This window comes from Phenylobacterium sp., assembly GCF_022402485.1.
GTDB lineage: Bacteria > Pseudomonadota > Alphaproteobacteria > Caulobacterales > Caulobacteraceae > Phenylobacterium.
Genome location: NZ_JAKRSA010000029.1, coordinates 13,529 through 26,845, shown reverse-complemented (window position 1 = coordinate 26,845; position 13,317 = coordinate 13,529). Strand labels below are relative to the sequence as shown.

13 protein-coding genes and 1 other RNA gene are annotated in these 13,317 nt (G+C 66.5%); 11 read left to right on the top strand and 3 right to left on the bottom strand.

Annotated elements, in window-relative coordinates:
- Positions 1-8: 8 nt before the first annotated feature.
- Positions 9-1,157 (bottom strand): Mrp/NBP35 family ATP-binding protein, encoded by a 1,149-nt coding sequence (locus MH112_RS12175; RefSeq protein ID WP_296568139.1) that lies wholly within the window; start codon positions 1,155-1,157, stop codon positions 9-11.
- Between the two features lie 232 nt (positions 1,158-1,389).
- Here MH112_RS12175 and MH112_RS12170 point away from each other — a divergent pair, with 232 nt between their 5' ends.
- From MH112_RS12170 to MH112_RS12160, 3 genes are read left to right on the top strand one after another with little or no spacing between them, the layout of a single operon-like run.
- Positions 1,390-1,533 carry a hypothetical protein gene (locus MH112_RS12170; RefSeq protein WP_296568137.1) on the top strand — a complete coding sequence of 48 codons (144 nt, stop codon included), beginning with the start codon at positions 1,390-1,392 and terminating at the stop codon, positions 1,531-1,533.
- The gene (gene hflK, locus MH112_RS12165) at positions 1,530-2,546 is read left to right on the top strand and encodes an FtsH protease activity modulator HflK (protein ID WP_296568136.1); all 1,017 of its coding nucleotides are present in this window, start codon (positions 1,530-1,532) and stop codon (positions 2,544-2,546) included. Before MH112_RS12170 ends, hflK begins: the two co-directional genes overlap by 4 nt.
- The gene (locus tag MH112_RS12160) at positions 2,543-3,439 is read left to right on the top strand and encodes a protease modulator HflC (RefSeq protein ID WP_296568135.1); all 897 of its coding nucleotides are present in this window, start codon (positions 2,543-2,545) and stop codon (positions 3,437-3,439) included. The genes hflK and MH112_RS12160 overlap by 4 nt, the downstream gene beginning before the upstream one ends.
- Positions 3,440-3,494: 55 nt before the next feature.
- Here MH112_RS12160 and MH112_RS12155 read toward each other — a convergent pair whose 3' ends face one another.
- Together MH112_RS12155 and serB are read right to left on the bottom strand one after the other, a co-directional pair.
- Complete coding sequence (locus tag MH112_RS12155) at positions 3,495-4,166, bottom strand: HAD family phosphatase (RefSeq protein ID WP_296568134.1); 672 nt, start codon at positions 4,164-4,166, stop codon at positions 3,495-3,497.
- Between the two features lie 49 nt (positions 4,167-4,215).
- Positions 4,216-5,109, bottom strand: coding sequence for a phosphoserine phosphatase SerB (gene serB / locus MH112_RS12150; protein WP_296568133.1), 894 nt, complete (start codon positions 5,107-5,109; stop codon positions 4,216-4,218).
- Here serB and miaA point away from each other — a divergent pair.
- From miaA to MH112_RS12110, 8 genes are all read left to right on the top strand, one after another.
- A complete protein-coding gene (miaA, locus tag MH112_RS12145; protein ID WP_296568132.1) occupies positions 5,108-6,028 on the top strand; it encodes a tRNA (adenosine(37)-N6)-dimethylallyltransferase MiaA in 921 nt (306 codons plus the stop codon). The two genes, serB and miaA, sit on opposite strands and share 2 nt — an antisense overlap.
- A gap of 188 nt (positions 6,029-6,216) precedes the next feature.
- A complete protein-coding gene (locus MH112_RS12140) occupies positions 6,217-8,019 on the top strand; it encodes an acetolactate synthase 3 large subunit (protein ID WP_296568130.1) in 1,803 nt (600 codons plus the stop codon).
- 89 nt (positions 8,020-8,108) lie between these two features.
- Positions 8,109-8,657: an acetolactate synthase small subunit gene (ilvN, locus tag MH112_RS12135; RefSeq protein WP_296568129.1), complete on the top strand. Its 549-nt coding sequence runs from the start codon at positions 8,109-8,111 to the stop codon at positions 8,655-8,657.
- Between the two features lie 79 nt (positions 8,658-8,736).
- Positions 8,737-9,097, top strand: a transfer-messenger RNA (tmRNA) gene (gene ssrA / locus MH112_RS12130).
- 184 nt (positions 9,098-9,281) lie between these two features.
- On the top strand, positions 9,282-9,779 hold the full coding sequence (locus MH112_RS12125; RefSeq protein WP_296568127.1) for a ClpXP protease specificity-enhancing factor SspB: 498 nt from the start codon (positions 9,282-9,284) through the stop codon (positions 9,777-9,779).
- A gap of 4 nt (positions 9,780-9,783) precedes the next feature.
- A complete protein-coding gene (locus MH112_RS12120; protein ID WP_296568124.1) occupies positions 9,784-10,254 on the top strand; it encodes a PaaI family thioesterase in 471 nt (156 codons plus the stop codon).
- Position 10,255: 1 nt separating this feature from the next.
- Complete coding sequence (locus MH112_RS12115) at positions 10,256-11,041, top strand: C13 family peptidase (protein ID WP_296568122.1); 786 nt, start codon at positions 10,256-10,258, stop codon at positions 11,039-11,041.
- 64 nt (positions 11,042-11,105) lie between these two features.
- Entirely contained in the window at positions 11,106-13,298 is a 2,193-nt protein-coding gene (locus MH112_RS12110; protein ID WP_296568120.1) for a serine hydrolase domain-containing protein, read from the top strand.
- The last annotated feature ends 19 nt before the right edge of the window (positions 13,299-13,317 follow it).

Sequence of the window (13,317 nt, the reverse complement as noted above, 5' to 3'; positions counted from 1 at the left end):
GAGCGGCCTTAGCCCCTCGCCAGTCCCAGCCGCGAGCGCAGGATCTCTGCGGCGTGACGGAACACCTTGCCAGGACCGCTGTCGGGGGCGGTGGCCACCAGGGGGCGACCGTCATCGCAGCCCTGACGCAGGGCCACATCGATGGGAACCTGAGCGATCATCGGCACGCCGAGGCGCTCAGCCTCGACCGCGCCCCCGCCCTGGCCGAAGATCGGGATCGGCGTTCCGGTGGCCGGATCGGCGAAATAGGCCATGTTCTCGATCAGGCCGAGGATCGGGGTGGCGGTCTTCTGGAACATCGAGGCGGCCCGCCGGGCGTCGATCAGGGCGATTTCCTGCGGCGTGGTGACGATGACCACCCCGTCGAGCTTCATCTTCTGGATCAGGGTCAGCTGAATGTCGCCGGTGCCCGGCGGCATGTCCACCACCAGCACATCCAGGGGGGCCTCGTCTGAGCCCCAGGCCACCTCATGCATCATTTGGCGCACCGCCGAGGAGGCCATGGGCCCGCGCCAGATCATCGGCGCGCCCTCATCGACCATAAAGCCGATGGACATGACCTTGACCCCCCAGGCCTCCAGGGGAATCAGCTTCTTCTCCGGATGAAACTCAGGATCGCCGTCGGCCCCCAGCATCCGCGGTGCCGAGGGCCCATAGACATCGGCGTCCAGCAGGCCGACTCGCAGGCCAAGCGCCGCGAGGCTGACCGCCAGGCTGACCGAGACGGTGGACTTGCCCACACCGCCCTTGCCGCTGGCGACAGCAATCACCCGACGGACATTCGGTGGCCGCGTCGCACCGACCGGCGGCGCCGGCGTCGCCTGCGGATCTGCGGTCAGCTTGACGCCCTTTCGCACCCGGGTGACCCCCTCCGCCGGCGGTGGCGGCGGCCCATCGCCAGCGGTGTTGGTCAGCACCACCTGGGCCTTCTCCACCCCAGGCGCCTGGCTCAGGGCCGCTTCGGCAGCGGCCCGCACGGGCTCATAAAGCTCGAGCATCCCGGCTGGCGCTTCCATCATGAAGCCGGCCCGGCCATTGCGCACCGACAGCCCCTGAACCAGCCCCGCGCTGACCAGCCCCTTCCCGCTCCGGGGGTCGAGCACCCGGTCCAGAAGCGCCAGCAGGGTGTCGCGGTCAGGCAGGCGTGATGTGTTCATGTCGTCTTCGGCTTGCGTTGGGGGCTTGGCCGTCACATATCCGGCTGTAAGCGCCGGTTTACAAGTCCGCCCTGGTGGACCGAGATCGCGGCCGCGCCGAGATACGCCGAAACATCCGACGTCCCCCGACGACGCGACCCAGAAAGACGACGCACAAAACGAATGCCCTGGAATGACAACGTAAATCCCGGCCCCTGGGGAACTCCGCCGCAACAAGGCGGTGGCTCAGGTGGTGGCTCGGGTGGCCCCGGCGGCCCAAAGCGCCCTGGCCTTGGTGGTGGTGGTGGTGGAGGCCCGCGTGGCCCTCGCGGCCCCGGCGGACCTGGCGGCCCAGGCGGTCCCCAGCCAGACCTCAATCTGCTGCTGGAGCGCTTGATCGCACGCCTGCGCAAGTTCTTAAGCGGGCCCGGCGGCGATCAGATCCGCCCGGGTGCCATTGCCGCCGTGGCGGCTGGCGCATTTGCCCTATGGGCTTTGTCTGGCCTCTATCTGGTTCAGCCCAATGAGCAGGCCGTCGTGACCACCTTCGGCGCCTATTCGCGCTCGGCAGGACCTGGTCTGAACTACGCCCTGCCGGCGCCGATCGAGCGTGTGGAGAAGGTGCCCATCACCTCTCTGAACCGCATCGACATCGGCGGTACGTCTGAAGCGGCCAATGCCGAGGAAAGCCTGATGCTGACCGGCGATGAGAACATCATCGACCTGAAGTTCAGTGTCACCTGGCGGGTGGCTGATGCCTCGCGCTTCATCTTCACCATCCGGGACCCGGAAGAGTCGGTGAAGGCGGTGGCCGAAAGCGCCATGCGCGAAGTGGTCGGACGCTCGCAGCTCGACTACATCCTCACCCGTGGCCGTGGTCCGGTTCAGTCGCAAGCCGCCGAACTGATGCAGCAGACCCTGGACTCCTGGGGCGCGGGCGTCAGCGTCGTCGAAGTTCAGATCCGCAACGCCGACCCGCCCACGGAGGTCATCGCGGCCTTCCGCGACGTGTTCAACGCCAGCCAGGACGCCGAGTCGGCCCGCAACGAAGCCGACGCCTACTTCAACCGGGTGGTCAACGAGGCCAAGGGTGACGCAGCGCGTATCACCCAGGCCGGCGAGGCCTATCGTGAGCAGGCCGTTCGGGAAGCCACCGGTGAAGCCGCACGCTTCGACCAGATCTATGCCGAATATCGTTCGGCCCCCGGTGTGACCCGTGAGCGCCTCTATATCGAGACCATGCAGCGGGTCCTGCAGAACTCGAACAAGGTGATCGTCGATTCCAACGGCGCCAGCGCCCCGATCATCCTGCCACCGGATGTGTTCCGGCCCCGTACCGGTGCCCCGACGGTCACCGCCACGCCCGCCGAAACCGGCTCGGCCGCCCCCGGCACGAGGAGCAGCCAATGATCGATCGCCGTTACATCCCCTACGCCATCGCTGCGGTGGTGGCCCTGATCGTCCTGGCCAATACCCTGTTCGTGATCGACGAGCGCCAGCAGGCGGTCGTGGTCCGCCTGGGCGACCCGGTGCGGGTCGTCAACGCCGGTCCCCAGTCGGCGGCCGGCCTGAAGGTCAAGGTGCCGTTCATGGAGCAGGTGCTGCGTTTCGATAAGCGCAACATCGCCCTGGAGACCGAAGAGGAAGAGGTCATCGCCGCCGACCAGGAGCGCCTGGTGGTGGACGCCTTCATCCGCTACCGGATCAGCGAACCCCTGCAGTACTACCGCACCCTGCGTGACGACCGGACGGCCAGCGACCGCATCCAGCGGCTGGTGAACTCGTCCCTGCGCCAGGTGCTGGGTTCAGCCACCTCCAACGACATCATCTCAGGTGCCCGTAGCGGGGTGATGGCCGAGACCCTGGCCGACGTCCGCGCCCGGGCCGCATCCTCGCGGCTGGGCATCGAGGTGATCGACGTGCGGATTCGCCGGGCTGACCTGCCGCAGGAAAACATGGCCGCCACCTACCGCCGGATGGAGACCGCCCGCCAGCAGCAGGCCGCTCAGATCCGCGCCGTCGGTGAACAGCAGAAGCGCGAGCGGATCGCTGAGGCCGACAAGGAAGTGACCATCACCCTGGCCACGGCGCAGGAAACCGCCGACCGCACCCGCGGTGAAGGCGATGGGCAGCGGACGCGGATCTACGCCCAGAGCTTTGGTCGTGATGCGGGCTTCGCCTCGTTCTACCGATCGATGCAGGCCTACGAGGCGTCCATCGGCCAAGGGGACGCGACCATGGTCCTGTCCCCCGACAGCGCCTTCTTCCGCTACTTTGAGCGGGGCCCAGGCGGCGCGCGTTAAGCTCGACCTCTGTCGATGAGATCAGCCCTCGATCCTTCCCAGGATCGGGGGCTTTTCATTTGCGGACCATCACCGCCAGCAGGTCGCGGACCTCGTGCAGGTCTCGGGCGATCCGCACGCATAGGTCACGCATCTCGTCATTGGGCTCCAGCATGTCGGGCACCATGATGGTCATCATGCCGGCCGCCGCCGCCGCACGGACGCCGTTGTGGCTGTCCTCCAGGGCGATGCAGTCCTGTGGATTCATCCCCAGGGCCGCGGCGGCCTTGAGATAGGGCTCGGGGTGCGGCTTGCCCTGGGTGACACTCTCGGCGGTGATGAAGGCGTCGAACCGCGACAGCAGACCCGCATGCCCCAGATGGGTCTCCACCGAGGCCATGCGCGAGGAGGTCGCCACCGCCCGGGGGGCGCCCATGGCGTCCAGGTGGTCCAGCATCTCGATGACGCCGGCCTTAAGGGCGACCCCGGCCTGGTGCGACTCCACATAGCGGAGCCGGACCTGCGCCACATAGTCCTCCAGCACGAAGCCTTCGCCAAAGTGATCGGTAAGGATGCCATCACTGGCCGCGTGGGTCAGGCCAACCATGCTCTGGAACACCGGAAACGGCATGTCCCGGCCCATGGCCTGGGCGGCCCCCTGCATGGCCTTGAGCATGAGACGTTCGGAATCGATCAGCAGGCCGTCCATGTCGAAGATGACGGCGGAAACTGGACGCGGCAGGGTCATGGACAGGCTCATAGCCGAGGCCGCCCGACAGGTGAAATCAAGGGCTGCTTCAGTCGGTGACAAAGTCCTGGGCACCATAGCCCTGGAAGTAGAGCAGCGCCGTCAGGTCGGCATGATCCACCTTGGCATGGGCCTGGGCGGCGACCACTGGCTTGGCGCGATAGGCCACACCGAGGCCTGCGGCCTCGACCATGGCCAGGTCATTGGCCCCATCGCCGACCGCCAGGGTGGCAGCGAGGTCGACCCCAATAGCCAAAGCCTCCTCCCGCAGGGCGACCAGCTTGGCCTCACGGCCAAGGATCGGGGTTCCCACCAACCCGGCCAGGGCCGATCCGGCCTCGATCAGGGTGTTGGCCCTCTGGGCGTGGAAACCTGCCGCCTCGGCGACCCGGCTGGTGAAGAAGGTAAAGCCCCCCGACACCAGGACACATCGGGCACCACTTTCCGCCATGGTCCGGACCAAGGTCCGGGCCCCGGGATTGAGGACCACGCGCTCATCATAGGCCCGCTGCAGGTCGGCCAGGGGCAGACCCTTCAACATGGCTACCCGCTCGCGCAGCGCGGCCTCGAAGTCGAGTTCTCCGCGCATGGCCCGCTCGGTGATCTCCGACACCTGAGCCTTGACCCCGGCGAAGTCCGCCAGTTCGTCAATGCACTCACAGCCGATGATGGTGGAGTCCATGTCGGCGATCAGCAGCCGCTTGCGCCGGCCCACCCAGGGCTGAACACAGACATCCACCGGCAGGGCTGCAAGCACTTCGGCTGCCGCAGCACGCACAGGACCGAGCGCTTCTGCCTCCACCAGCAGATCCATTGCGCCAGGGCCCAGGGGCCGGGGTTCCTTGACGCGGGCGCGTGCGCCTGCGAGCGCTTGGGTGAGTTGAGCGGTGGCGGCGGCGAGCGCGGCCTCCTGCGGACTGACGAGGGTGAGAGCGATTTCCATGGAGCCCCGCATCTGGCTGATCGGCGGGCCGACGGCAAGCGGCAAGACGGCAATCGCCCTGCGCCGGGCCCGGGAAATTGGCGGCGAGATCGTCAATGCCGATTCCATACAGCTCTATGGCGACCTTACCCATCTGAGCGCCCGCCCGACCCCCGACGAAATGGCCCAGGCGCCACACCACCTGTTCGGGGTCGCTGATGGGGCCCAAGCCTGGTCCGTGGGCCGCTGGCTGCGGGCCGCCCTGCCGCTGATCGCTGACATCCGCGCCCGGGGACGCTCACCCATCCTGGTGGGGGGGACGGGGCTTTACTTCCGCAGTTTGACCGAGGGCCTGGCGGAGATCCCGGTCGCGCCACCGGAGATCAGAGTCGAGGCAGAAGCGGCCTTCGAGTCCCTGGGCGAGACCGCGTTCCGCGCTCGCCTGGGGGAGGTTGATCCGGCGGCTGCGGCTCGCATTGCGCCGGGCGACCGGCAGCGCCTGGTCCGCGCCTGGGAGGTCTTTGTGTTTGCAGGCCAGCCCCTGTCAGACCTCCAGGCGGCGACCACCGCCCCCCTGGCCCCCGACGCGTGGCGGGGGGTGGTGATCGATCTGCCCCGCCAAGTGCTCTATGGCCGCTGTGACGCCCGGCTGGCGGCCATGTTCGAGGGGGGGGCTGCTGAAGAGGTCGCGACCCTGGTCGCCCGGGGCCTCGACCCCGCCCTGCCGGTCATGCGGGCCCTGGGTCTTCGAGAGATCGCCGCCTGGCAGGCCGGGACGATGGGCCGGCATGATGCCCTGGCCGCCGCCCAGCAGGAGACCCGCCGCTACGCCAAACGCCAAGCCACCTGGTTCCGCAATCAGACACCGGATTGGCCGCGGATCACCGCCACGGACGCGGAAGGACAGTGGAGGCAGTTTCTTGCTTTGCGCGCGCCTTGACGCCCCGTCGCGCGCATGCGATGAGCGGGAAACCTTATATCTGGAGAACGCGCGTGCGCGTCAGCATCGTACTTAAGTGGCGACCTTAGGCGGGCCGATTTTCATCGGCGCGAACGAGGTCGCTTGCACCAGGCCCCCCAGCGGGCCTTTTTTATTGCCCTGAAGGCCAGCCTAAGAAGGCCACTGCCATGACCGCCCACCAGACCATCACCGCCCCCGAGGCCGCCGACACCGAAATGATGAGCGGCGCCGAAGTCGTCGTCCGCGCCCTGCTCGATCAGGGGGTAGAGGTCCTGTTCGGTTATCCGGGCGGGGCGGTGCTGCCGATCTATGACGCGCTGTTCGCCGAGCCGCGGCTGCGTCACATCCTCGTTCGCCACGAACAGGGTGCCACCCACGCTGCCGAAGGTTATGCCCGCTCCACCGGCAAGCCCGGCGTGGTCCTGGTCACCTCGGGCCCTGGTGCCACCAATGCCGTGACCGGCATTGTCGACGCCCTCATGGACTCCATTCCCCTGGTGGTCATCACCGGCCAGGTGGCCACCCATCTGATCGGCACCGATGCCTTCCAGGAGTGCGACACGATCGGCATCACCCGCTCGATCACCAAGCACAACTATCTGGTCAAGAACGTCGACGACCTGCCGCGCATCATGCACGAGGCCTTCCACATCGCCACATCCGGCCGCCCCGGTCCCGTGGTCATCGACATTCCCAAGGACGTGCAGTTCGGCAAGACGGCCTATCAGGGTCCCAAGGCTGTGACCCACGCCCATGACTATCGGCCCCAGGTCAAGGGCGACGCCGGCCGCATCGCCGAGGCCGTCACCCTCATCGCCCAGTCGCGCCGACCGATCCTCTATACCGGCGGCGGCGTGATCAATGCCGGTCCCCGGGCCTCGGCCCTGCTGCGGGAGTTTGCCGAGCTGACCGGTGCCCCGGTGACCTCGACCCTGATGGGCCTTGGTGCCTTCCCGGCCTCTGACCCGAAGTGGCTGGGCATGCTGGGCATGCATGGCAGCTTCGAGGCCAACCACGCCATGCACGACTGCGATGTGATGGTGGCCCTGGGGTCTCGGTTTGACGACCGGGTCACCGGCCGACTGGACGCGTTTTCACCCGGATCGCGCAAGATCCATGTGGACATCGACGCCTCGTCCATCGGCAAGAATGTCCGCTGCGACGTGGGCATTGTCGGCGACGCCGCCAGCGTGCTGGAGGACATGATCGCCGCCTGGAAGGCCATGCACCTGTCCGTGGACAAGACAGCCCTGGACGAGTGGTGGCGCCAGATCGACGCCTGGCGGGCCCGCAAGTGCTTTGCCTATTCCCCGGACTCCAAGCTGATCAAGCCGCAGTACGCTATCGAGCGGCTCTACCATCACGCCAAGGACAAGGACGTCTACATCACCACCGAGGTCGGCCAGCACCAGATGTGGGCGGCCCAGTACTTCCACTTCGACGACCCGAACCGATGGATGACCTCCGGCGGCCTGGGCACCATGGGCTATGGCCTGCCCGCCGCCGTGGGCGTGCAGATCGCCCATCCGGACTCCCTGGTCATCGACATCGCCGGGGACGCCAGCGTGCAGATGACCATGCAGGAAATGGCCACGGCTATTCAGTACGACCTGCCGATCAAGATCTTCATCCTCAACAACGAGTGGATGGGCATGGTCCGCCAGTGGCAGCAGCTGCTGCACGGCGAGCGCTATTCCCACTCCTATTCCGACAGTCTGCCGGACTTTGTGAAGATGGCCGAGGCCTTCGGCGCGGTGGGCCTGCGGGCCGAAAAGCCGGACGAGCTGGACGATAAGATCGCCGAGATGATCGCCGTGCGCCGCCCCGTGTTGTTCGACTGCCGGGTGACCAAGGAAGAGAACTGCTTCCCCATGATCCCCTCGGGCAAGGCGCACAATGAGATGATCCTGGCCGAGGAATCCCGTGACCTGGGCTCCATCATCGACGAGGCCGGCAAGCGGCTGGTTTAGGCGGGCGCATTGCGCTGCTGACTGGGGGTTGGTTGCCCCCGAGGCGCGCCTGTGACACCTGAACGGCCGAGCCTAGAGAAGAGACCTTGATGCCTGATCCCCAGCCTGCCTCCGTCTATGACCTCGACCACAAGTCCGAGGTGGAGAACCTCGCCACCTTCGCCGTGCTGGTGGACAACGAGCCGGGCGTCCTGCACCGGCTGGTGGGGCTGTTCGCCGCCCGGGGCTACAATATCGAGAGCCTGACGGTCGCCGAGACCGACCGGAACGCCCACACAAGCCGGGTGACCATCGTCACCCGCGGCACCCCCCATGTGCTGGGTCAGATCGAGGCGCAGCTGGAGAAGATGGTCTCCACCCGCCACGTCCAGGACGTGACCCGCGATCCCAATGGCCTGGAACGGGAGCTGGCTCTGGTGAAGGTCCGGAACACCGGCGCCGAGCGGGTCGAGGCCCTGCGGGTGGCCGACATCTTCCGTGCCCGGGTGATCGATACCACCCATGAGAGCTTCGTCTTCGAGATCACCGGCGCGCCGAACAAGATCGACAAGTTCGCTGAGCTGATGCGGCCGCTGGGCCTGGTGGAGCTATCACGCACTGGCGTGCTGTCCATCACCCGGGGCACCGACGCCCTATAGGCCCCCGCGCCACTTCCCCCCCATTGATAGCAGCGTCCTGGCCTGGCCAAACCGGCCTCCCGGGAGGTCTGCCGCGAAAGCCCTTCAATTTCCAGGGGCATGACCCTATATTCAACCTGTCCGGTTCGCCGGACTATGGAGATAAACGCGCACGTCATAAGCGGACTGGACCCGGGTGCGATTCCCGGCGGCTCCACCAAAACCTTCCCCGGGTATCGCCGGGAAGTCTGGGGCCGATCAGCATCGACAGACGTCTAAAGGTGTTGCTTTCTCTCGGCTTTGCCCACCGTTTCGGGCTTTAAACTAAATGCGAACGATAACTTCGCTGAAGAAGTCCGTCTGGCTGCGTAAGCGGTCCGATAGATTTCGACCTAAACTCCTAGCGTCTTAGCAGCGTTAGGCGGGGCCGGGAGGGGGCCTTGCAACAGAACCCCTCCACCTTCCCTTTTCCCCCTCCACCTTCCCTTTTCCAAAGTGATGCTGTCGCCGCCAACCGTGGCGGGGAAGCTGCAGGCGACCCGTATCGTGCAAGGCTTGCCCCGCCCCCCTCGCACGCCGCCTTGCGCCTGCCGCGCCACACGCTAGGTTCCTTGTCTGTAAGCGCCCCCACCTTTGAGAGACCCCATGGCCCAGGAGCCGCCGGCCCAAGACCAGATGCACTACGAGGCGATGGCCCAGGAGGCGCTGCGTGGCGTGGTCAAGGCCGCCCTCAAACGTGCCGCCTCCCCTGAGGGTCTGCCTGGGGCGCACCATTTTTATGTGACGTTCAAGACCGACGCCCCCGGGGTGTCAGGCCCCGTGGATCTTTTGTCGAAATATCCCGACGAAATGACCATCGTCCTGCAGCATCAGTACTGGGACCTCGCGCCGGGAGAGACCTTCTTTTCGGTGACCCTGAAGTTTGGCGGCCAGCCCAAGCGCGTCTCTGTGCCTTATGCGGCGGTTTCGCGGTTCTATGACCCCAGCGTCCAGTTTCTGCTTCAGTTCGAGGCGGCCACCAATGGCGCGGCGCCTGTGGCCAGCGATGGGGCCGAGGTCGGGCCCACCGTAACGCCGGTGAGCGAACCGCCGGCTGACCCCGCTGAAAAGGTCATTTCCCTCGACCAATTCCGCAAGAAATAGCCCCATGACAGATGTTGCTGCCACTGAGCCCGAAGCCCTGACCGACGAGGCCATTCTGGCCCGCTTTCTACGGACCAAAAATCAGCCCACCGGCTCCCAGACCCTGGGCTTCCAGATGGTGGCGGTGAGTCAGGCCGAGAAAATGGTCGAGGTGTCCTTTGACGCGAAGGCCGAACTGCTGCTGAACCCCATGAAGCAAATTCAGGGGGGCTATCTCTGCGCCATGCTCGATGAGGCCATGTCGGTGGCCTGCATGGTCGCCTCGGGTATGACCCATGTGGCGCCGACCCTGGAGATGAAGACCAGCTTCCTGCGGCCGGCCATGCCCGGCCAGATCAAGGGGATTGGCCGGGTTGTGAAATGGGGACGCAGCATCGCCTTCACCGAGGGCGAACTCTACGACTCCGAAGGCCGACTATTGGCCAAGGCGACGGGGACGGCCCTGCCCACCCCGTTCAAAAGCTACAAGAGCTGACTTGTCCCGGCGACGCGCTGATCTGAGGATTCGGATCTGTGCCCTGGCGCTGAGCCTGGCTTTTGGCCTCGTCGGCACCTCACCTGTTCAAGCCTCGCCCTTCGAGGCCTGGGCCGCCGTGGTGGTCGCCGGCGACGCGACGGGCTCCCTCGGAGGCCCGACCGAGGCGTTCGACAATGCCCGTCGAGATCTCGCCAAGGCATTTGCAGGCTTGGGGGTCGCCCCTGACAAGATCGTCCAGTTTTCCGTCCGCCCTGAAGCGGAAAAGGCCCCTCGCCCCCAGAAGGCCACCCCGCGGGCCATCTATTCCACCCTGGGCACCCTGGGCGCCAGCGCGGCGGGATGCCTTGTCTATGTGACCTCTCATGGTCTGCCCGAGGGCGTTCTGGTGGATGATCAGATCCTGCCGCCCCAGATCCTGGGCCTGATGCTGGATCGCAGCTGCGGGGTCAAACCCACCGTGGTGGTGATCTCGGCCTGCTATTCAGGGGTCTTTGTCCCGGCCCTGGCCAAGCCCAACCGGATGATCCTGACCGCCGCCCGGCCAGACCGCACGTCTTTCGGCTGTGGCGAGGCCGACACCTACCCCTATTTCGACGCCTGTTTTCTCTCCGCCCTGGGCGAGGTCGGAGATTTTATCGCCCTGGGCCGTCAGGTGGGGGTCTGCGTGCGCGACCGGGAAGCCGCGGCGGGCCTGACCCCGCCCTCAGAGCCGCAGGTGTGGATTGGTCCACAGCTTCGCCCGGTTCTGCCTCTACTGACGTTCAAGACGCCCCATTCGCGGTAAACCGGCGCCTTGGAGCCGCTCGCTCGGCGCCCTAGAAGGGACCCTCGTGGGGTACTTCAGATAAATGCGAGTTCTGGTGATGCGCTTCTGGCCCAAGCTTGCTGTGGCGATGCTGGCGGCGGCTCTATGCCCGCCGTCCATGGCTTTGGCCCAAAGCCCGCCGGCCCTGCCGGAGGCGCCTATTCCCTATGAGGCCCTGGCCAATCCAGGCGCTCAGCGCCAGAACGCCCGCCCAGCGCCCCGGCCACGGCGGACAGCCCCAGCGGCCGCCAGCACCGCCGCCACCCCAGGCGTCGATCCCACGGCCCTGATCGGCGCAGGGGTAACCCCCATCGATCCGGCCCGGCTGGAAGCCTATTTGGACGGGGTCATCGGCTCGGCCATGGCCAGGGACCGCATCGCCGGCGTCACCGTTTCGGTGGTCCAGAACGATCAGGTGATCTTCAAGAAGGGCTATGGCCACGCCAGCTTTTCACCAAGACGGGCGGTAGACCCAGATCAAACCCTTTTCCGTATCGGCTCGATCTCCAAGACCTTCACCTGGATCTTGCTGATGAACGAGATCCAGGCCGGTCGCATCCGCATTGACGCGCCAATCAACCTCTATCTTCCCGAAGCCCTGCAGATCCGCGACCAGGGCTTCACCCAGCCGATCCAGGTGGTGCACCTGCTGGATCACACCCCAGGCTTTGAAGACCGCATTCTGGGCCAGCTCATGGAGCGGGACTTCGACCGGGAGCGTCCCATGGTCCAGTACCTGCGCCAGGAGCGGCCCCGGCGGGTACGGGAGCCCGGCCAGTTTCCGACCTATTCCAACTATGGCGTAGGCTTGGCAGGTCAGGCCCTGGTCTATGTGTCAGGCCGCCCCTTCGAGGACCTGGTCGAACAGCAGATCACCGGCCCACTTGGCATGGCCCGGACCACGTTCCGCGAACCCCATCCCCCGCGCGAGGGCATTCCGGCGGCCATGGCGCCAAGCCTGGCCCGTAACCTGTCGGAGGGGTTCCGCTGGTCGCCGACCGGCGGCTTCCAAACCCGGCCCTTTGAGTATCTCGGGCACATCGCCCCTGCGGGCGCGGCCTCGTCGACGGCGGCCGACATGGCCCGCTATATGATCGTGCTGCTGAATGATGGCGTCTATGGAACCGTCGCCCCCGAAGCGGCCGGGACGCCAGGTGCCGCTGCGCCCGGGAGTCCCCTGGCGATCTTCAGTCCCACGACGGCGCGCGCCTTCCGGACGCCTCTGGAGCCCAATGCCGACGGGATCAATGACTGGCCCCACGGCTTTATCGCTTATCCCCTACCCGGCGGTCGCAAGGGCTATGGCCATGCCGGCGGGACCCTGTCGTTCAGCTCCAACATGGTGGTGGCCCCTGACCTCGACCTCGGGGTGTTCGTCAGCGTCAACACCGAGAATGGCGCAGCGCTCGCCCTACGCCTGCCCGCCGAGGTGGTCGCCCAATTCTACGGGTCGGCGGCGGCTCCCCCTCAGGATGGAAGTCCAGACCTGCGGAATCTGGCTCGCCTTTATCAGGGCCACTATCTCGGCACCCGTCGGGCCTATGTGGGCCTTGAGCGCTTTGTGGGCTTCTTCCTTTCAGGCGTCAGCGTCGAGGTGACGAAGGATGGTCGCCTGATGACCCGTAGCCTGAACGGCACCCAGACCTGGGTCCCCGAGGGCGATCCAAAGGCCGGACGGTTTGTGTCCACGACGGGCCTGGAGCGGATGGTGTTCGACATGGCTGGCGGCAAGGCCTCCGCCTTCCAGGGCACCTATAACGACGCACGATTCCAGCGGGTCGGCCTGTGGAGCCAGCCCCCGGTCCTCGCCTGGCTAGCCGGCTTTGCGGCCCTGGCGGCGATCGCCACCCTGATCGGCCTGGCCCTGCGTAACCGCCGGGACCTGCGTCAGACCCAGATTCAAAGTCAGGCGAGCCTGGTCCAGACCATCCAGGGCGTCCTTTGGCTGCTGGCCTTGGGGCTGTTTGTCTCCTGGGGGATGGGTGCCTCAGACACCGCCCAGGTGGTCTTCGCCTGGCCCGGTGTGCGATTGATCCTGGCCTCGGCCTGCGCCCTGGTGGCCTCTGTCCTGAACCTGCTGACCCTAGCGGCGCTCTGGAAGATCTGGCAGGGCGGCCGACGCCTGGATAGCTGGCCCGTGACCCGCAAGCTCGCCTTCACGGCCACCACCTTGATCTATGGCGGCTTTGCCCTGGTGCTGTTCCACTGGGGGGCCCTGACCCCCTGGAGCAGCTAAGGGGCGGCAACCACCTGCC